This is a genomic window from Pseudorhizobium flavum (assembly GCF_044142885.1).
In the GTDB taxonomy this organism is placed as follows: Bacteria; Pseudomonadota; Alphaproteobacteria; order Rhizobiales; family Rhizobiaceae; genus Neorhizobium; species Neorhizobium flavum.
The window spans coordinates 17,579-36,871 of record NZ_JBIOKZ010000008.1; the positions used below are offsets into that span (position 1 = coordinate 17,579).

Below are 19,293 nucleotides of genomic sequence, written 5' to 3' on the forward strand. Positions count from 1 at the left end.
ACTCAGGCTGACGTGTTGACGGGAAAATAGCGGACATAGGCGAAGGCACTGCCATCCGGCGACCAGTTGGGGGAGTTCATCGTCCCCTGTCCGCCAAAGAGCTCGAACAGGGTTTCGACATTGCCGCCATCGGCATCCATCATCCGGATCCGTACCGGCTTGTCCCGCGGATGGTCGAAAACCTCCGGATCGTAGGAGAGGAAAATGATCCTGTCACCGTCCGGTGACGGATGCGGAAACCAGTCGCCATAGGCGCTCTCGGTGATCCTCTCGGCCGCGCCTCCCTCAGCCGGCACCCGCCAGATTTGCATCAGGCCGCTGCGGCTGGAGTTGAAGTAGATCCAGCGACCATCCAGCGAATAGTCTGGCCCGTCATTGCGCCCTTCGCCGAAGGTCAGCCGGCACTCTTCCCCGCCTTCCATGTCGATCGTGTAGATGTCGAAGAGGTCGTCCCTGATCCCGCAATAGGCGAATCTCCGTCCGTCAGGCGACCAGCCATGCCAGTAGGAGGGAAGGTTTCGTGTCACCAGCCGCGGCTCGCCCCCGGCAGCCGGGAGCACGTAGATAGCCGACTGTCCGAACTCGGCCTTGTCAGAGATTGCGATCAACGAACCGTCCGGGGAGATGCCGTGATCGTTGTTGCACTGTCGGGCGAAGCCCGTGTCGATCAGTTCCGGGCGCAGGTTGCCATCGATCGGCAGCCTGTAGATCAGTCCCTCGCTGTTGAACAGCAGGTAGCGCCCGCAGGGCGACCAGTTCGGCGCTTCGAACAGCGCCTCCGTCTGCCAGACCACACGGCTCTGGCCGGCAGCGAGGTCAAACGTCTCGATGGAGCTGCGAAGCATCTACCGGTCCCGGAAACGGTTGGTGATCGGGTAGCGCCGGTCACGGCCGAAGTTCTTCTTCGTGATCTTCACGCCGGGCGCCGATTGCCGCCGCTTGTATTCCGCCAGGTAGAGCAGGTGCTCCACCCGGTGCACGGTCGCCAGATCATGGCCGCGCCCGACGATCTCCTCCACCGACATTTCCTGCTCCACCAGGCATTCCAGGATATCGTCGAGCACCGGATAGGGTGGCAGGGAATCCTGGTCGGTCTGATTGGGCCGCAATTCCGCTGACGGTGCCTTGGCGATCATGTTCTGCGGGATGACGATACCCGTTGGCCCGAGCACGTTCGGCGGCATGTGCTTGTTGCGCCAGTCGGCGATCGCATAGACCTGCATCTTGTAGAGGTCCTTGATCGGGTTGAAGCCACCGTTCATGTCGCCGTAAAGCGTCGCATAACCGACCGACATTTCCGATTTGTTGCCGGTCGTCACCACCATGGAGCCGAACTTGTTGGAGATTGCCATGAGGATCGTGCCGCGGGTCCGGCTCTGGAGGTTCTCCTCGGTGATCCCCTCGTCCGTTCCCTCGAAGAGTTCCGCGAGCGACGACAGGAAGCCCTCGACCGGCTCGGCGATCGGCACGATGTCATAGCGCGTCCCGAGCGCCTTGGCGCAGTCGGCGGCATCCTTCAGCGACTCGTCGGATGTGTAGCGATAGGGCAGCATGACGCAGCGCACCCGCTCCTCGCCCAGCGCATCGACGGCAATCGCCGCGCAGACGGCAGAATCGATGCCGCCAGAAAGGCCGAGTACCACGGACTTGAAACCGTTCTTGTTGACATAGTCCCGGAAGCCGAGGACGCAGGCGCGATAGTCCGCTTCCTCCTTTTCCGGCAGGCGTGCCATCGGACCGTTCGTACAGCGCCAGCCATCCGGCCCGCCGCGCCAGTCGGTGACGGTGATCGCAGCTTCGAACTGGCTCATCTGGAATGCCAGCGTCCGGTCGGCATTGAACCCGAAGCTCGCACCGTCGAAGACGAGTTCGTCCTGGCCGCCCAGCTGGTTGGCGTAGATCATCGGCAGCCCGGTCTCGATCACCTGCTTCAGCACCACCTGGTGGCGAACGTCCACCTTGCCGCGATAGTAGGGCGAACCGTTCGGTGACAGCAGGATCTCGGCCCCGCTCTCGGCAAGCGTCTCGCAGACACCGAGATCGCCCCAGATATCCTCGCAGATCGGAATGCCGAGGCGGATGCCGCGGAAGTTCACCGGACCCGGCATCTCTCCGGCCACGAATACCCGCTTCTCGTCGAACTCGCCATAGTTCGGCAGGTCGACCTTGTCGCGAACGGCGAGAACCCTGCCCTCGTCCAGCACCGCGATAGAATTATGTCGCCCGCGCTCTCCCTGCCGCGGGAAACCCATGACAACGCCGGGTCCGCCATCGGCCGTGTCCGCAGCCAGCGCCTCGACCGCCTGAAGGCAGGCTTTGAGGAAGGCGGGCTTCAACACCAGGTCTTCCGGCGGGTAGCCGGAGATGAAGAGCTCGGTGAAAATCACGAGGTCGGCGCCCTCGCGCGCGGCTTCGGCCCTTGCCTCGCGTGCCTTTGCAAGGTTCTGGGCCACGTCTCCCACGGTCGGGTTGATCTGGGCGATGGCGATACGCAGGGCGCGAGCTTGGGGATTTTTCTGGGTCATGTGCGAGATCTACCGCAGCCTTGGAAAGCGAGCAACGGCGACGCCCGCCGATCGTTGGCAGACCCCATGCAACCTTGTCGTCTTCAACGGGTTCACCTCCCGTTCATGACAGTTATGTGACGGCTTCATGACAAGACGAAGCATGGAGTACGACTGTGGCCGAAGCCGCCGAGCATGGAGATCTGCCGAAGAAAGATATTGGCCGCGTCTCGCCCGCGGTTCATCATGGCGCGATCATTCTCCTTCTCCTGATGCTGTCTGTCGCGCTTGTGGCAGGAGTCGAATCGCTGGCCGGGCGACCCCTTCACAGGATTCCGCAGTTCCTTTCTTCGATGCCTGGGCTGACGACAGTTTCCGGCATCTTCATGATCGCGCTGGGCCTCGACGTGCTGATGGGTCGCGCCTTTCGTTCCATGCTTCTCATTGCTCCCGCCGCACTCGCGCTCGCCTTCCTCTCCGGCGAAAAGCAGCAATATCTTTCCGATCCGCTCTATCCGTCCGACCTCCTTTTTGCCCGCCAGATCAAGGAACTCCTGCCGGTCATGGCGAGTGCCCAGCCGTTGATGGCAGTTACGCTAGGCCTCGTGACAGTGCTGGTGCTGGCACTCGTTGTTTACTGCGGCTTCTTCGCCTGGAACCGCTTTCCGAAGCTCTCCTCCCGCGCGCGCCTGTTTCGCCTGGTCTTCTCTCTGCCGTTCCTCGTCGGCTTTACGCCCATGATGGAATATACCGACCATTCCTGGCTGCGCGACCGGCTGAAGATCCGGCCGATGATGTGGGACCAGGCTGCAAACTACAGGCATAACGGCTTCCTCGTGGCATTTGCCTTCAATGCGCCCATGTCGAAGGTTTCGGCTCCGAAAGGATATGACGCAGCGGCGATCGCACAGGTGGAGGTTGACCGGGACGTCATTCCCGCCTCCCCGGTGGCAGGCCGGAGCCAGCCTGCGGACGTCATCGTGGTCATGAGCGAATCGCTCTGGGATCCGACGAGGATGCCGGGGGTAGAGTTCATGGCCGATCCGATGCCGACCATTCGCCAAAATCAGGCCGGCAATGTCTTCTCCCCGGAATTTGGCGGGATGACTGCCAATGTCGAGTTCGAGGCACTGACGGGCTTCTCGAACGCCTTCCTCCCCTATGGCAGCATCCCCTACCAGCAATATATCCGCCGCCCGCTTCCGTCGCTTGCGAGGTTCTTCCGCGACAAGGGCTACGAAGCGGTCGCCCTTCACCCCTTCGAGGGCTGGTTCTGGAATCGTGAGAATGTCTACCGGCATCTCGGCTTCGATCGTTTCCTGGCGCAGGACGCGCTTCCGGAGCTGGAAAAGCGCGGCCGCTTCGCGTCCGACGAAGCCCTGATCGACCAGATCATGCGTATCGGTGACGAAAGCGTCGGGCCGCTCTTCCTGTTTGCCGTCACCCTTCAGGGACACGGCCCCTATGAAGCGACACGCTATCCTTCCGAAAATGTCGAACTTGCCAGCACCCTCTCGGCCGCAGCGACGCAGCAGGTGGGCACTTTTGCCGAGGGTGTCCGGGAAGCGGATTCAAGCCTGACACGGCTGATGGAGTGGGCGAAGACGCGGCCACGCGAGACCATCATCGTCCTTTTCGGCGATCATCTTCCGCCGCTCGGGAAAGCCTTCGTCGAAAGCGGCTATATGCAGGATGCCGTCGCCGCCCGACGCGCGCCTCTGCCGGTCATGCTCAAGGAACACGAGACGCCGCTGATCGTCTGGTCGTCGAAGACGGGGCCGAGAAAAGACCTCGGGACGATCAGTCCCGCGCTTCTCCCCCACCAGATCGTAACGTCCGCCGGTCTGAGCGATCCCTTCTACACCGGCTTCCTCGGAAAGATCGCCGCGCACTACTCGGTGATCGACCGCTACATGCTGGTGGATGCCGAGGGTTCGGCTCACCCCGGCTGGCAGGATGGACGGAAGGCAGCACCGCCTCCCCTCCAGGAATACCGGCTGCTGCAACACGACATGATCTTCGGCGACCAATTCTCGCGCGAACGCTTCTTCCCCGGCCTTCAAGGCGAAGAAGCGGAGACGGGCGAGCCCGTGGCCGCCCTGCCTCAGTCGCCCCGGCTGCCGGGATAGCGCGGAAGGCTGTCATCCGGCAGGTCATAGAAATCGGCCTTGTCATCACAGAAGATGTGGCAGCCCATGGTCAGGCTGCTCGGCTGGTCGAAGGCGCCGGCGAGAACAGAGATATCGTCAGCATCATCCTCTTGCCAGAACAATGCCGAGCCGCAGGTCGCGCAAAACCCACGCCGAGCCTGGTTGCTTGCGCGATACCACCGCACGCCGTCTTCTCCGTCGATCCTGATGTTGGTAACCCTCAGCCTGGTGGCCGCGTAGTAGAGGCCGGTCTGGCGTCTACATTGCGAGCAGTGACATGCGGTCACGTCCTCCAGCGGTCCTGTTGTCACGAATGACACCGTCCCGCACAGGCAGCGTCCACTGTTCTTCACCATCATATTCTTCCTCCCTGCGTTGAAGGAGTAGATGACGGCCATCCCGTTCTCAAACGCATTCCGTTGACGGTAAGCATCAGCGAGACGCGAAAATGCCGCCGGATCGCTCCGGCGGCTTTTCAATTCGAGTCACTGTACGCTTACTGGTTGGACGCGACCGGCTTCACCAGCGGCGTGATCCGGCGGATCGTGACGCGGCGGTTCTCCTGCTCGGCAGCCTCGGTCCTGATCTTCAGGTAGCGTTCGCCATAGCCCTGCGTGGTCAGGTTCTCCGGCGGGATGCCGAATGCATCCGTAAGGACCACGGCGACCGAGTCGGCACGCTCATCGGACAGGATGAGATTGCTTTCATCCGACCCGACTGCATCCGTGTGTCCCTCGATGAGGAAGGTCTCGGCCGGGTTGTCGTCGAGGATCTTCTTCATCGCATCGGCGACCTTGCGGAGCGACGTCGCCTGGTTCATCGGGATTTCGGCGCTACCCGTAGCAAACTTGATCGTGTCGAGGTCGATCCGGCGGGCCTTGTCGCGGATACGGGCGGAGTAGCGAACCTCGTCGATCGAATAGACGCGCTCGACGCGCTCTACCGGTGGCAGCTCCAGGAACTCGTAATAGTCCCGGTCCGGATCGCTGGAGGTGTCGATGATGTATTCGCTGACCGGCACAGTCAGGCGCATCGGCGGCAGTTCCCGGCCGGGATCGCGCCACACATACTCCTCTTCCTCATAGAGTTCGGGAGCGTAGTAGAGCACGTATTCCTCGCCATCGATGATGCGCGAACGCTGGACGACGACGCCATAGCTGTTGCGGATCGTCACCACCTGTACGCCGCCGGGACGTTCTACCACTTCACGATAGCGCTCGCCGGGCAGGCGCTCGTAGTAGACTTCGCCTCCGTCCCGATAGAAGCGGCGGGAGTCATCGCTGCGAACGATGGTGCGGTTGTCGATCGAGATGATTACGCGCAGATCGTCGTCGTCACGGTCGCGGCGATCGCGACGGTCCCGGTCGCGCCGACCGTCTCCATCGCGATAGGTCCAGCCATCAATCCGACGATATTCCGGTGCGCTCTCGATCCGTTCGCCCTCAACGGAGGTGATCGCACGCATCTCCACCGTGCCGCGCTGCTGCAGCGGTGCCTGCGCCTCAGCGTCGGAAGTCGGAGCGGCAACCGGCTCCGTCGACTGCGCCTGTACCGGGGCCTGCGCGTCGGCAGCCGGAGCCTCCGTCGTCGTGGTCGTCGTCGTGGTGGTGGTTGTGGTTTCCTTCTGGCTGTCGAGGATGGCAGCACCATTCTCAACCGGCAGCACTACGGTCTCGCCCTCTTCAGCCGCGGACGGATCCTCGGCCAGTTGCTGGGCGCGCTCGACCTGCTCAGGCGTCGTTGCGACCGCAGGCTCGGTAGTCTGGGCAGCCGGGTCAGCGGTCGGAGCTGCTGCCGCATCGGCATCGGTCGTACCCTCCTCGGCTGACGCAGGCGCTTCGCCGGTCGCAGGTGTCTCAGCGCTCGGTGCGGTGGCGTCGGCTGGCTGTTCTTCGGCTGGAGCCTCTTCAGCAGACGGCGCCTCCGCTGGAGCTTCTTCCGTCGGAGCGGCGTCCGTGGCAGGCGCCTCTTCCGCACTCGGAGCCGGCTCAGCAGGCGCCTCTTCCGCCGCAGGGCTTTCGCTCGTAGCCGGCGCGCTTTCTTCCGCCGGAGCTTCCTCGGCTGGCTGCTCTTCGGGCTGCGGCGCTGTCACAGCAGCCGGTGCTTCCTCAGCAGCCGGTGCCTCCGGTTCCGGTGCAGGCGTAGCTTCGGGAGCCTCGGCTTCCGGCTCTGCAGGAGCTTCGGGCTCTGGTGCCGGTTCAGGTGCTGGCTCGGGTTCCGGTTCAGGGGCTACTTCGGGCTCTGGTTCTGGTTCCGGTTCTGGTTCCGGCTGCACTTCAGCCGGTGCTTCCTGTTGTGCCTCCGGCGCAGGTTCCGGCGCGGGCTCTGCAGGTGGCTCCTCTGCTGGAGCTTCCTCGGCAGGCGCCTCCTCCTGAGGCTGTTCCTCTTCCGGTGCCGGGGTTCCGTCGGGCAGGATCAGCCTCTGTTGAACCTTGATGACGTCGCCTTCCGCCTCAGCGCTCAGAGGCGCTTTCAGCATCACGGCACCGGCCGGCTGAATCATCAGCGGCAGCGACACAAGCGGCGCTGCAACGCTGGCGAACAGTCTGGATTTGATGGACATCGAATTCTCCTCGACTTGGGATTGTCGTCCCTTCTTCACGCGTCCTTATGCCGGACGTCGTACGCAATGGTGCGGGCGCTCAACGAGACGTCACGCGTTTTGTTCCCTGAAGCTTGCCCTCACGGGGCTGAACCTCCGGTGAATGGCCATCCGGCGCGCACCAAGCTTCGCCTAACCGTCTGGACGATGGACCTGCACGTAAAATGCCGTTGCAATTCCCGTGCAGCCGGTATCTAAAAATCTGCAGCCGGAGTGAGAACTCCGCTTCTGGTGCGGATAAGAGCAATCCAACAACCGCGCCGGCCGCCAACAGAGAGGATCATCATGCGTATCGCACCACATTTTCTTGCTGCCGCGTCGATTGCAGCATTCGCCCTTGTCGCCGGTTCTGCCTCGGCCCAGGAAAAGATCGTCATCGCGTCCGAGGGAGCCTATCCGCCCTTCAACAGCCTTGAGACCGACGGAACACTGACCGGCTTCGATATCGACATCGCCAAGGCTCTGTGTGAGGAAATGAAGGCGGAGTGCGAACTCGTGACCAATGACTGGGACGGCATGATCCCGGCGCTGCAGGCCAAGAAGTTCGACGCCATCATCGCCTCGATGTCGATCACGCCGGAGAGGCTCCAGCAGGTCGACTTCTCAAAGAAGTACTACAACACCGGGCCCGCGATCGCGGTACCGAAGGACACCGACATCACCGATCTGGAAGGCCTCAAGGGCAAGACGCTCGGCGCCCAGACTTCGACCACCCATGCGAACTACGCCGAAAAGCACATGCCGGACTCCGACCTGAAGCTCTATCCGACGGCTGACGAGTACAAGCTCGACATCCAGAACGGACGGATTGATGCGGTGATCGACGACGTGGTCGTGCTCTCGGAATGGGTGAAGTCCGAGGACGGCGCCTGCTGCAAGATCCTGACGCCGCTGACCCCTGACGTCGAGATCAACGGAGAAGGCGCCGGCATCGCCGTCCGCAAGGGCGATCCGCTGGCCGACAAGTTCACCGCAGCCATCGCCGCCATCCGCGAGAACGGCAAGTACAAGGAAATCAACGACAAGTACTTCGATTTCGACGTCTACGGCGACTGAGGCATTCTCCAACCGTAAAGATCGGCGGATGGGTTGCCCTTCCGCCGATTTTCTTTTTTAACAGAGCAACGATAACAAGCGGCCAAGCCGCAAGGGGAAAGCAGTTTATGAGCGGATGGCTCTCCGCCCTCGCCACGGCGCTGGATCCGCTCTGCGGGCCGGTCGGCATCTTCACGCTCTTGGCTGGCGACGGCCTTGTCAGTTGCGGAGCAATTGGCTGGGGCGACGAGATCGCCTTCGGCGTCAAGGTGACGGTCACTCTCGCGATCGCCACGCTTCCCATTGGACTCCTGCTCGGCTTCCTGATCGCGCTCGCGGCGCAGTCCGAAGACAAGTTGCTGCGCGCCGCAGTCGGCATATACACGACGATCTTCCGCGGCCTCCCCGAACTGCTGACACTCTTCATCGTCTATTACGGCCTGCAATTGCTGATCCAGTCCATCCTCGGCTGGATGGGCATCGAGCAGCGCATCGAGATCAACGCCTTCCTTGCCGGCATGATCGCGCTGGCCGTGGTGTTTTCCTCCTACGCGTCGGAAGTGCTTCTCTCGGCATTCCGCGCCATCCCGAGGGGGCAGTATGAGGCGGGGGACGCGCTCGGCCTGCACCGGTCGAGGACGATGGTGCTGGTGATCCTTCCGCAGCTCATCCGCATCGCCCTGCCGGGCCTCGGCAATCTCTGGATGATCCTCCTGAAGGACACCGCCTATGTCTCGATCATCGGCCTGTCGGATATCGTCCGCCAGACCAGTGTTGCAGCCCGGGTCAGCAAGGAGGCCTTCTTCTTCTATTTCCTGGCTTGCCTGCTCTATCTCGCGCTGGCGATCATCTCCTCCTTTGGCCTCAGCTTCATCGAGCGCTGGTCCCGCCGCGGCGAGGTTCGCCGATGACCTACGCCCAGGAGCTCATTGCCGCGCGCCCGGCGCCGCCAGCCCCCCGCAAGCCTCTTACGGCGACGCGCATTCTTGCCCTCGTGATCCTCGCTCTCTGGGCCGCCCTCGCCCTCGCCATGCTGGCACTGGTGGTGACGGGCTGGGACGAGGCGAAGTTCCTCCGCTACGGCCCACGTTATCTTTCCGGTCTCTGGACGACGGTAACGCTGGTCGGCCAGGCGGTTATTCTCGGCGCCATCCTCTCTCTGCCGCTCGCCTTTGCGCGGATGTCGAACAATCGCGTCATCGGCGCCATCGCCTATTCCTATGTCTATGTCTTCCGCGGCACCCCGCTGCTGGCCCAACTCTTCCTCATCTACTACGGCCTCGGCAGCTTCCGGCCGCAACTGGAAGCCGTCGGCCTCTGGTGGTTCTTCCGCGAGGCCTGGTATTGCGGGCTCCTGTCGCTCACTCTCAACACCGCTGCCTACCAGGCGGAAATCCTGCGCGGCGCAATCGAGAGCGTACCCCGCGGTCAGCATGAAGGAGCGGCGGCACTCGGGCTTTCGAAGAGTGTGGCGCTCCGCAAGATCATCCTGCCGCAGGCGCTGATCGTCGCGCTTCGACCCTACGGGAACGAGATCATCCTGCTGATCAAGGGCTCGGCCGTCGTCGCCATCGTGACGGTCTACGACCTGATGGGAGAGACCCGCTACGCCTTCTCGCGGACGTTCGACTACCAGACCTATCTCTGGGCGGCGATCTTCTATCTCGCCATCGTCGAGACGCTCCGGCACATATGGGCCTGGCTGGAGGCCCGCCTCACCCGTCACCTAAAGCGATAGCTTTCCGGAACTTGCGGGGGCAAAGCTTCTAGCGACGCACCCCTAAAGACTTCGTTAACCGCACCATGTTCCCCTGTGGATGACGCTACTGCGTCGTCAACCAAGAGCGGGAACGAACATGAACGCGGAAATGGAAATGATGCTGAAGGGCTACGGCCTGACGACCGCCCAGATCTTCTATCGCATGCCCGATCATCCTACCCTCCTGCAGAGCTACGTCTGGCAGAACTACGACCTTGCGCCCGACTTCCCGGAGATGAAGGGCTTTCTGAAATTCTGGGAGGAAAAGCTGGATGGCCCGCTGCACTCGGTGCGTTACGTCCATCGGAAGATGATTTCGGCCAGCGAATGGCGCGCGCACCAGGGCGAGTTCATCCTGCATTAGGGCTGCGCGCTCAGACATGCACTTCGCCGTGGGCGAGCTCGCCGTCGTCGGAGGCATGGTGAAGCGATGCGTAGAAGACGAAGGCATAGAAGCAGCCAACGACGGCGATGACGCTCCAGCCGGGAAACGGGCCGAACGCCGCGTTCGCCACCGCATCTCGCCATGAGAAGACCACATCGGTCTCCGTCTCGTCCGGAAGCAGCTTCGGCGTGGAGATCTTCAGCATCCAGGCCAGGAGCAGGATCAGGTACATCCAGCAGTAGTTTCGCCTGATCCGACGAAAGAGCGCGTCTCGGTAGCTGACCAGAAAGCATGGTGTCCGCAGGCTTTTTGCGATCGCCTCCGCCCAATCCGGTTTGAGGTCCGCCTGCGGAAAGAGCGCCTGGGCAAAATAGTGCCGCTCCAGCTTTCTCACCCGCGCCCGGTAGACGTCGAAGAACCGGTAACGCCGCGCTTCGATCAGCAGCAGAAGCGATACCAGCAGCATGCCGAAGAGAACGACGCCATGGTGGGCGGTCGGCGTCGACAGCGATACCGACAGCAGCGCGGCCACGACGGTGATCGCCCAGTTCGTCGTCCGGTCGATACGGTCGCGCCAGCTCGTCATCCGCCCCATCTCGCCGCGATAGTAGTGGATGATCATGTTGGCCTTCTCAGCCGAGGTGATCGGCAGCGAAGGCGCTCGCCGCTCTATGTTCTCCTCCAGGGCCGTCTGGACCGGATTGACTGCCATCGTCCTTCTCCCGCTCGCGCCACCTGCGAGCCGTTCCGAAGGAATGAACGATCCTGCTGCGGTCTGCGTTCCGCAGCGATTGCCAAAGGGGCCCATCACGCCTAAAGCGGGCGGCAACGACGGAGAAAGCCGATGAAGAAGATCGACGAGGAAGCGCTGGCCGAAGCCTATAACCGGGCCCTTGCGCTGGAAAAGGCCGGCGACGTCGAAGCGGCCGTCGCCGCCTACCAGGAGGTTCTTGCCATTGATCCGGAAGACCACGGCGGGGCCGCCGTACGCATTGCCGCACTCGGCCGCGGCGAGGCTCCGCCGAAGGCTCCCGACGCCTACGTGGAGACGCTCTTCGACCAACATGCCGAAAGCTTCGAGGAGATTCTCGTTGAGCAGCTCGGCTATGCGGTCCCTGTCCTTGTTCGCCAGCGCCTCCAGGAACTCAACCTCGGCCCCTTCAAGCACATGCTCGACCTCGGCTGCGGCACTGGCCTGACCGGCGGAACGCTGCGCGACATGGTGGACGATATTACCGGCATCGACATCTCGGAGAACATGGTCGAGATCGCCCACGAGAAGGATCTCTACGAAACGCTCTATGTCGCCGAGGTGGAGGATTTTCTCGAAGACAATGACGACGAGCCCTTCGACCTGATCACCGCGACCGATGTCCTGCCCTATCTGGGCGCGCTCGAGCCGCTTTTCTTCGGCGCTGCCGAAAACATGGTGCCCGGCGGCATCTTCATCTTCTCGTCAGAAACCCTCCCGGCGTCTGACGGGCGAAGCTACATCGTCGGCCCGCACCAGCGCTTCCTGCATTCCGAGGCGTATATCCGGACACGTCTGGCCGAAACCGGATTCGATCTCGTCGAGATTACCGAGATCAATGTCCGGATGCAGGACGGACAACCCAGCCCGGGCCATCTGGTCATCGCCAGGCTCAGAGGATAGGGTCTCCGCCGGGAGGACCCCATGACGCCACAGCGCTACCTTCTCGCCCAGGCCTACAACAATGCCTGGGCCAATCACCGGCTGTTGAACGCCTGCCGGATGCTGTCACCGGAGGAACTCGCCGCACCGCGGACGGGCTTCTTTCCCTCCATCATCCACACGCTCAACCACATTCTCACGGTCGACTGGCTCTACATCAGCGCGCTGGAAGGCCAGTGTGTTGGGGCCGCCGCCTTCGATCCGGAGATTCCCTTCCCCCGCATCCTCGACCTCGAACGCGAGCAGCGGGCCGCCGATCGCAGGCTGATTGACCACTGCCGCCAGCTCGACCGCGATACGCTCGCAGCCGAGGTGCTTATTCCGCGGGAAAGCCATGTCCAGGTAGAGCGGACGGACCGCATCCTGCTGCACCTCTTCCAGCACCAGATCCATCACCGGGGCCAGGTGCATGCCATGCTGTCGGGCACTTCGGTCCGGCCGCCCCAGCTCGACGAATTCTTTCCCGCCGATCCGGCCGAACAGGCATTGCGCCGGCAGGATTTTGCCGAACTCGGCTTCACCGAAGACCTCATCTGGAATTGACCATGCTCTATTTCGTCCTCAAGTCACTCCATATCATCTCCGACATCGTCTGGGTCGGCGGGATGCTGGTCAACGCCTTCGTCATCGCCATGGTACCGCCGACGATCCGGACCGGCGTCATCGCCGCCGTCCGCCCGTTCGACCGCAGGATCACGACGGTTGCCGAGGGCGGTGCATGGCTCTTCGGCATCATCATGGCCATCTGGTACGGCTGGTACGCGACAGGCTGGTTCGGCTTCAAGTTCCTCATCGTCGTGATGCTGTCGGCACTGCACGGCATGCAGGCGGCCTGGCTGCGGCGTATGGAAGCCGATCCGCATCTCGATCCCCCTGCCTTCGTGCGGGTGGGGATGCCGATCGTGCTCGTGTCCGTCGTCGCGATCGTGCTTCTGGCCGTCGTCAAGCCGTTCTAGCCATTGAGGCTCTGCGGGGTTTCCGCTACGTCTCAAGGATCAACCAGTTGAGGAGGACGACATGGCGAAGGTGGCATTCATCGGTCTGGGCGTAATGGGTTTCCCGATGGCCGGGCATCTCAAGGAAAAGGGCGGCCACGACGTCACTGTCTACAACCGCACCGCTGCCAAGGCCGAGGAATGGGCGAAGAAACATGGTGGACGCTCGGCCGCCACCCCCGCCGAAGCCGCCAAGGATGCCGACTTCGTCTTCACCTGCGTCGGCAATGATGATGACCTTCGCTCCGTCACGCTCGGAGATACCGGCGCCATTGCCGGCATGAAGGCTGGCGCCATTCTGATCGATAACACCACTGCCAGCGCCGAAGTCGCCCGCGAGCTTGCCGATTCTGCCAAGGCCAAGGGCGTCGACTTCATCGACGCCCCCGTCTCCGGCGGCCAGGCAGGCGCGGAGAATGGCGTCCTCACGGTCATGTGTGGCGGCGACCAGGCCGTCTTCGATCGTGCCAAGCCGGTGATTGAGGCCTATGCCCGAATGGTCGGACTGATGGGGCCGGTCGGGGCCGGCCAGCTCACCAAGATGATCAACCAGATCTGCATTGCCGGGCTCGTCCAGGGTCTTGCGGAGGGGATCCACTTCGGCAAGAAGGCCGGCCTGGACATCGAGAAGGTCGTCGACGTCATCTCCAAGGGCGCGGCGGGCTCCTGGCAGATGGAGAACCGGCACAAGACAATGAATCAGGGCAAGTACGACTTCGGTTTTGCCGTCGACTGGATGCGCAAGGACCTCGGCATCGTCCTCGCGGAAGCGCGTCGCAACGGCGCCAAGCTACCGGTCACCGCCCTCGTCGACCAGTTCTACGGCGACGTCCAGTCCATGGGCGGAAACCGCTGGGACACGTCGTCGCTTCTCGCGCGTCTGGAAAAATGACCCTCACGCCATCCTCATCCGCCGAGGAGATCGTTGCGCATCTGAAATCGCTGCGCAACGAGGCCAATATTGCCGGCATGGCCCGCTACGGGATCGACACCTCGACAGCGCTCGGGATCACGACCCCGCAGATGCAGACAGTCGGCCGGCAGGTGAAACGAAACCACGAACGTGCTCTCGAGCTCTGGCGGACTGGTCTGCGCGACGCCCGAATGGCTGCAATCCTCACCGCCGACCCTGCCCGGCTGACGAAGGAAGACGCATGGGCCTGGGCAGCCGACTTCAATTCCTGGGAAATCGTCGACACTGCGGCCGACCTCTTCACGCAGACGACGTTCTGGCGGGAACTGATTCCCGAGTTCGCCGCGGACAGTCGCGAATATGTACGTCGGACCGCCTTCGCGATGATCGCTGGCGCGACCGTACATAACAAGCAGGAGCCGGACGACACTCTGCTCGCCTATCTGCCGCTGATCGAGGCATACGCGACAGACCCGCGCAACTTCGTCAAGAAGGCCGTGAACTGGGCCCTGCGCAATATCGGCAAGCGCAACCGCGCCTGTCATGCTCCGGCACTCGCCGTGGCGGAAAAGCTCTCCGCCGGCAACGACAGGACCGCTCGCTGGATCGGCAAGGATGCGGTGCGGGAGTTGACGAGCGAGAAGATCCTCGCCCGCCTGAAATAGGATCAGTCGTCGCCTGACTTCTGATCGAGGATCATGTAGTCGAGCGGCAGTTCGGTCGTGTACTTGATCTGCTCCATCGCAAAGGCGGAGGACACGTCACGGATTTCGATGCGGGCGATCAGGCGCTTGTAGAAGGCGTCATAGGCGGCGATATCCGGCACTACCACGCGCAGCAGATAGTCGACGTCGCCGCTCATGCGGTAGAACTCGACGACCTCGGGAAAATCCACGACGACTTCCGAGAAGCGCTTCAGCCACTCGATCGAATGGCTCGCCGTGCGGATCGAGACGAAGACGGTGACTTTCGTGTTGACCTTGACGGGATCGAGCAGCGCCACGCGGCGGCGGATCACGCCCTCCTCCTCCATCCGCTGGATGCGGCGCCAGCATGGCGTGGTGGACAGGCCCACCTTCTTGGCAAGATCCGCGACGGCGAGCGTCGAGTCTTCCTGAAGGATACGGAGGATTTTGCGGTCAAGGCGGTCCATTACACGGTCCTTCGAAATGCTTTTCTCCTGCATGGGTCCTTTTAGCACGAACAGGCGTAATTTGTTTTAACGTATCAGTCTATCCACATCCTGCTTCAATACCGGCAGGACATCGGCCTCAAACCATGGATTACGCCTCAGCCAGCCGGTATTGCGCCAGCTCGGATGCGGGAGCGGCAGGATGCGCGGTGCCTGGTTCACAAAGTAATATTCCCGCCAATCGCGGACCGTTTCCGTCATGTCCTTCTTCCGCCTCGCTCCCAGGTGCCAGGCCTGGGCGTACTGGCCGATCGTCAGGATCAGTTCGATCTGGGGCATTGCGTCCATTACCGGCTGCCGCCACAGCGGCGCGCATTCGCGGCGCGGCGGCAGGTCGCTTCCTTTGTCATCATATCCCGGAAAGCAGAAACCCATGGGCACGATCGCGAAGCGATCCGGGTCGTAGAACTCCTCCCTGCCGACCCCGAGCCAGGACCGCAAACGGTCCCCCGATGCATCGTTGAAGGGAAGGCCGCTTTCATGAACCCTCAGACCGGGCGCCTGACCGGCGATCAGGATGCGCGCTGTCCGAGAGAGAACCGCGACCGGTCGAGGCTCATGCGGCAGGCAATGTTGAGGGCCTCGGGCTGGCGCATCACGGCAGAGCCGGCAGATGCGGATGGCGGCCCGCAGGCTGTCAAGGCCGTCACCCTGCCCGGAAGCGGCCAACTGCTCCGTCAGTTCAGCCCCAGCCATCCCTTCAGCCATGCGAGGATACCCTCTGCCGCGCTCGGATCATCCATCACCCCATGTCGTACCCGCCAGTCGCGCGGGCGCTCGAACTCTCCGGCCCAGACGCCCTCGCCCTTTTCCTGCGCCTGCGCTTCCTCGGAAGCGTAGTTGCCGGACGCCACCGCCAGGCCCAGAGCCACCATGCGGGCGTTGATATCAAGCTCGCCGTCGCGGCAGGCCACCAGAAGCCGATCATAGCGGTCACGCTCGGACCCGCTGCACATGACGGAGGCGGCAGAAGTAAGGCGCTCGAGGGCAGCCCTTGCCTCCTCGCCGCAGCGCCAGTCTCTGCCCCGGCGATCCGTGCAGGTCTGCCGGACCTCCGGTGCATCGAGCCCGTGCAGGCGCAAGCGCTCGGCGCCAACGGCCAATGTATCGCCATCTATCGCGACGAATGGGCCTCCGATCGAGACGGCCGAGCTGTCTTCCAGCCGCGCGGCGACAAGTGCGCCCAGGAATACCAGCGCGAGCAGAAGCCCGGCATCCCTCAGCTTCCGGTAAATCCGCGTCACGATCCCGCCCCAATCAACAACAGACCCTTCAGGAAAATGGCAAACAAAACCTTGCCCGGCAGTATCTTCTTAAGGTTTCCCGCCTAGGGTCTCAACCATCGGGGACATCTATCCAGTGGTCATGAGTAACGGCGCAAGCGCCTCGGCGGACAAGAACATCGTCGACCTGTCTCGCAGCCACCGCAACAAGGCGGTGTCAAAGACCGTCCGCGCGACCCGTGAACGTTTACAGTCGACGGGGCGCAATGCGTCCGCCTTCGACCGCGACGTGCTCGCCATGCACGTCAATACGGTCCTGCAAGGCGCGCTGGTCACACCCTTCTTCGTCGCCATCGTGACCGCCGTCGGGCTCTACATCAACCCGACCGCCAACCTCTTCGGCTGGGCGCTGCTGGCGCTCAGCGTCCATGCCATCAACATCCTGATTGCGCGGCGCGCGAGCCGGATCGAGATCACCGCGGCCGATACCGCAAAATGGCATCGCCGTCTGCTGATCGGCCAGATCCTCATCGGCGTCGGCTGGGCGGTGTTCGCCTTGCAGGATTGCGCGAGCTGCTCCGGCGACGGCTACTACTTCTACCAGGGGATGGCCCTTCTCGTCGCCATCTCGATCAGCGCGATGAACAGCGTCATGCTCCGCCAGGGCGTCCTGTTCGGCTTTCTGCCGCTGGTGGGAACCCTGCTGGTCACCGCGTTCCTGTCGCGCCATCCGCTGGACATCGGCATGACGGCCATGGCGGCGATCGCCGTCGTCTTCTTCCACTACATCTCCCAGCGGCAATATCGCTCGAACCTGACCCTGATGTCCTACCAGTCGGAGAAGGACGACCTGATCGCCGAGCTGGAAGTGGCCAAGTCGATGTCGGACGAAGCCCGCCGCCGCGCCGAGGACGCCAATCTGGCCAAGTCCCGCTTCCTCGCCACCATGTCACACGAGTTGCGCACGCCGCTCAACGCGATTCTCGGCTTTTCCGAGGTGATGAATTCCGAACTTCTGGGCCCCCTCTCCAATCCGACCTACCGCGAATATGCCGCCGACATCCACCGGTCGGGCGAACATCTCCTCAACCTGATCAACGAAATCCTCGACCTCTCGCGCATCGAGGCGGGTCGCTACGAACTCAACGAGGAAGCGCTCTCGCTGCTCGACATCGCCGAGGACTGCATCGGCATGGTGCAGCTGCGGGCCAGCACGAAGAGCATCGTCATCCACGAGCAGTTCGAGCCCACGCTGCCGCAGATATGGGCGGACGAGAAGGCCATCCGCCAGGTCGTCCTCAACCTTTTGTCCAATGCGGTGAAGTTCACCACGCAGGGTGGCGAGATCACAGTGAAGGTGGGCTGGACGGCGGGCGGCGGGCAGTATGTTGCGGTCAAGGACAATGGTCCCGGCATACCCGAGGAGGAAATCCCAGTCGTCCTCTCCGCCTTCGGGCAGGGCTCCATCGCCATCAAGAGCGCCGAGCAGGGAACTGGCCTCGGCCTGCCGATCGTCCAGGCGATCCTTGCCAAGCACGACGGCCAATTCGTGTTGCGCTCGAAGCTGCGCGAGGGAACGGAGGCCATCGCCATCCTCCCGGCCACCCGTATCCTGCAGAGCCTGCCGGCGGTGGAGGACACCGCTCCGGTGGAGCGACGGCGAAAAAGCTTCGCCTAGCCCCCACTGCGGATAATCCGCAGGAACTCCTTGTCGCCAGCAAAGTCCTTGAGGTCATTGTCCTTGGCACGCTCCCGCGTAAGTTCTGCAAGATAACGCTTATATTGCGGATCCCGGGCCACAGCCCGTCTGCTTGCATCGAGGACGGCCTGGCGTATCTCGTCTTTCTCCTCCTCGGAGCCCGTCTCCTTGATGGCCGAAAACCATTGCCCATGGGCCGCCGCCATGATGAACCAGTAGCTCGCCATCTCAGAGGCATGCGTGTCCTTGAGCTTTCGACCGACCGCCACGACCTCCCGGTAGCCATTCTCTTCATAGAGGAGGGCCGACAACACCTGCATTGTCTGTTCGAAGGTTAGTCTTTCGCTATCGGCGATCGCGCGCAGATGTGAGCTTCTCCGCTTTGTGGCAAGTCGCTCGGCGATACGCTTGATCTCACCGCTGTCTTCCGAATTTTCCTCGTCGCCCACGTAACTCATCAGCTTCTCGACATGGAGGAAGAGCGGAGAAAGCTGCAGACGGGTGTACAGGTAGAGGAAGATGAACCCCGACACGAAACCGACAACGAGGATGAAGGGTCCTGCCATGGCTATGGTCGCTGACGGTCCCTGTGCTTTGAGAAAACTGGTGAACGACCGCATCCCCTCGCCGATCGAGGTCAGTTGGCTCAAGCCCACACCCACGATCATCGTCGTGAGCCATTCCGAGATGCGTTCTAGGTTGGTGTTGGAACCCATCAATCGACTGGGAACACTGGATCTGGAGCCCACTCCGGTTGTGCCTACTGAGAGTACCCTCGGCACTGAGAAGAGAAAACCCAGTCCCGCTCCGGCGGCAGCCGCCGCCATGAGAATGAGGCCACCCACCCCGATGGATGCCAACACTTGGCCAGTCAATTGAGACAGGACCAGGAACAGTCCCGTAAAAGCTGCTCCCAAAAGCCCGATCATCGCAAGGATCTGGGCACGCTGCTCGCGCTGCCGTGTTTCGCGGCTGTAGACCGATAGATCGTGAAATAGTTCCCGCATGCCGTGCCCCTCCAGTTGCGGCCACACACCACCACAACCTAAAAGAGCGCGCGTGTCAATGTGCACGCCAGAATAGGCCGCCCCTCTGCGGTCAACCTCCTGAAGAACGCGGTGATATGCAGGTCCGCTGACTTCG

General features: G+C 62.5%; 20 protein-coding genes. 11 read left to right on the forward strand and 9 right to left on the reverse strand.

Annotation, left to right across the window (positions count from 1 at the left end; translation table 11 throughout):
- Nucleotides 1–2 precede the first annotated feature (2 nt).
- Both ACEPP2_RS15445 and ACEPP2_RS15450 read right to left on the reverse strand, forming a co-directional pair.
- Complete coding sequence (locus ACEPP2_RS15445) at nt 3–845, reverse strand: TolB family protein (protein ID WP_395517102.1); 843 nt, start codon at nt 843–845, stop codon at nt 3–5.
- Nucleotides 846–2,525, reverse strand: coding sequence for an NAD+ synthase (locus ACEPP2_RS15450; protein WP_395517103.1), 1,680 nt, complete (start codon nt 2,523–2,525; stop codon nt 846–848).
- Between the two features lie 155 nt (nt 2,526–2,680).
- Here ACEPP2_RS15450 and ACEPP2_RS15455 point away from each other — a divergent pair, with 155 nt between their 5' ends.
- Complete coding sequence (locus ACEPP2_RS15455; RefSeq protein ID WP_395517104.1) at nt 2,681–4,633, forward strand: LTA synthase family protein; 1,953 nt, start codon at nt 2,681–2,683, stop codon at nt 4,631–4,633.
- Here ACEPP2_RS15455 and ACEPP2_RS15460 read toward each other — a convergent pair.
- Nucleotides 4,609–5,013, reverse strand: a complete 405-nt coding sequence (locus ACEPP2_RS15460; RefSeq protein WP_077546103.1) for a GFA family protein — start codon at nt 5,011–5,013, stop codon at nt 4,609–4,611. The genes ACEPP2_RS15455 and ACEPP2_RS15460 overlap by 25 nt on opposite strands.
- Before the next feature lie 137 nt (nt 5,014–5,150).
- Entirely contained in the window at nt 5,151–7,217 is a 2,067-nt protein-coding gene (locus tag ACEPP2_RS15465; RefSeq protein WP_395517105.1) for an OmpA family protein, read from the reverse strand.
- Between the two features lie 324 nt (nt 7,218–7,541).
- On the opposite strand from ACEPP2_RS15465, the gene ACEPP2_RS15470 reads away from it, so the two are divergent.
- From ACEPP2_RS15470 to ACEPP2_RS15485, 4 genes are all read left to right on the forward strand, one after another.
- Nucleotides 7,542–8,312 carry an ABC transporter substrate-binding protein gene (locus tag ACEPP2_RS15470; protein ID WP_395517106.1) on the forward strand — a complete coding sequence of 257 codons (771 nt, stop codon included), beginning with the start codon at nt 7,542–7,544 and terminating at the stop codon, nt 8,310–8,312.
- Nucleotides 8,313–8,419: 107 nt separating this feature from the next.
- Nucleotides 8,420–9,202: an ABC transporter permease gene (locus ACEPP2_RS15475; protein ID WP_395517107.1), complete on the forward strand. Its 783-nt coding sequence runs from the start codon at nt 8,420–8,422 to the stop codon at nt 9,200–9,202.
- Nucleotides 9,199–10,029 carry an ABC transporter permease gene (locus tag ACEPP2_RS15480; RefSeq protein ID WP_077546050.1) on the forward strand — a complete coding sequence of 277 codons (831 nt, stop codon included), beginning with the start codon at nt 9,199–9,201 and terminating at the stop codon, nt 10,027–10,029. The genes ACEPP2_RS15475 and ACEPP2_RS15480 overlap by 4 nt, the downstream gene beginning before the upstream one ends.
- Before the next feature lie 118 nt (nt 10,030–10,147).
- On the forward strand, nt 10,148–10,414 hold the full coding sequence (locus ACEPP2_RS15485) for an usg protein (RefSeq protein WP_395517108.1): 267 nt from the start codon (nt 10,148–10,150) through the stop codon (nt 10,412–10,414).
- Between the two features lie 10 nt (nt 10,415–10,424).
- Here ACEPP2_RS15485 and ACEPP2_RS15490 read toward each other — a convergent pair whose 3' ends face one another.
- The gene (locus ACEPP2_RS15490; protein WP_395517109.1) at nt 10,425–11,147 is read right to left on the reverse strand and encodes a DUF2270 domain-containing protein; all 723 of its coding nucleotides are present in this window, start codon (nt 11,145–11,147) and stop codon (nt 10,425–10,427) included.
- Nucleotides 11,148–11,279: 132 nt separating this feature from the next.
- Here ACEPP2_RS15490 and ACEPP2_RS15495 point away from each other — a divergent pair, with 132 nt between their 5' ends.
- The 5 genes from ACEPP2_RS15495 (at nt 11,280) to ACEPP2_RS15515 (ending at nt 14,701) form a co-directional block, all read left to right on the forward strand.
- Nucleotides 11,280–12,089, forward strand: a complete 810-nt coding sequence (locus tag ACEPP2_RS15495; protein ID WP_395517110.1) for a methyltransferase — start codon at nt 11,280–11,282, stop codon at nt 12,087–12,089.
- Nucleotides 12,090–12,110: 21 nt separating this feature from the next.
- Nucleotides 12,111–12,671 carry a DinB family protein gene (locus ACEPP2_RS15500; RefSeq protein WP_395517111.1) on the forward strand — a complete coding sequence of 187 codons (561 nt, stop codon included), beginning with the start codon at nt 12,111–12,113 and terminating at the stop codon, nt 12,669–12,671.
- Nucleotides 12,672–12,673: 2 nt separating this feature from the next.
- Nucleotides 12,674–13,084 carry a CopD family protein gene (locus tag ACEPP2_RS15505; RefSeq protein WP_395517112.1) on the forward strand — a complete coding sequence of 137 codons (411 nt, stop codon included), beginning with the start codon at nt 12,674–12,676 and terminating at the stop codon, nt 13,082–13,084.
- A 61-nt stretch (nt 13,085–13,145) separates the two neighbouring features.
- A complete protein-coding gene (locus ACEPP2_RS15510; RefSeq protein WP_395517113.1) occupies nt 13,146–14,015 on the forward strand; it encodes an NAD(P)-dependent oxidoreductase in 870 nt (289 codons plus the stop codon).
- Nucleotides 14,012–14,701 carry a DNA alkylation repair protein gene (locus tag ACEPP2_RS15515; protein WP_395517114.1) on the forward strand — a complete coding sequence of 230 codons (690 nt, stop codon included), beginning with the start codon at nt 14,012–14,014 and terminating at the stop codon, nt 14,699–14,701. The genes ACEPP2_RS15510 and ACEPP2_RS15515 overlap by 4 nt, the downstream gene beginning before the upstream one ends.
- Nucleotides 14,702–14,703: 2 nt before the next feature.
- Here the strand turns inward: ACEPP2_RS15515 and ACEPP2_RS15520 are convergent, their stop codons facing one another.
- From ACEPP2_RS15520 to ACEPP2_RS15530, 3 genes are all read right to left on the reverse strand, one after another.
- The gene (locus ACEPP2_RS15520) at nt 14,704–15,189 is read right to left on the reverse strand and encodes an Lrp/AsnC family transcriptional regulator (RefSeq protein ID WP_052638297.1); all 486 of its coding nucleotides are present in this window, start codon (nt 15,187–15,189) and stop codon (nt 14,704–14,706) included.
- A gap of 66 nt (nt 15,190–15,255) precedes the next feature.
- Nucleotides 15,256–15,924 (reverse strand): uracil-DNA glycosylase family protein, encoded by a 669-nt coding sequence (locus ACEPP2_RS15525; RefSeq protein ID WP_395517197.1) that lies wholly within the window; start codon nt 15,922–15,924, stop codon nt 15,256–15,258.
- Nucleotides 15,906–16,472, reverse strand: coding sequence for a thermonuclease family protein (locus ACEPP2_RS15530; RefSeq protein WP_395517115.1), 567 nt, complete (start codon nt 16,470–16,472; stop codon nt 15,906–15,908). Before ACEPP2_RS15530 ends, ACEPP2_RS15525 begins: the two co-directional genes overlap by 19 nt.
- A gap of 121 nt (nt 16,473–16,593) precedes the next feature.
- Between ACEPP2_RS15530 and ACEPP2_RS15535 the strand changes: the two genes are divergently transcribed.
- Nucleotides 16,594–18,129, forward strand: coding sequence for a sensor histidine kinase (locus ACEPP2_RS15535; RefSeq protein WP_281977373.1), 1,536 nt, complete (start codon nt 16,594–16,596; stop codon nt 18,127–18,129).
- Here the strand turns inward: ACEPP2_RS15535 and ACEPP2_RS15540 are convergent.
- On the reverse strand, nt 18,126–19,157 hold the full coding sequence (locus ACEPP2_RS15540; protein ID WP_395517116.1) for a hypothetical protein: 1,032 nt from the start codon (nt 19,155–19,157) through the stop codon (nt 18,126–18,128). The genes ACEPP2_RS15535 and ACEPP2_RS15540 overlap by 4 nt on opposite strands.
- Nucleotides 19,158–19,293: the final 136 nt, after the last annotated feature.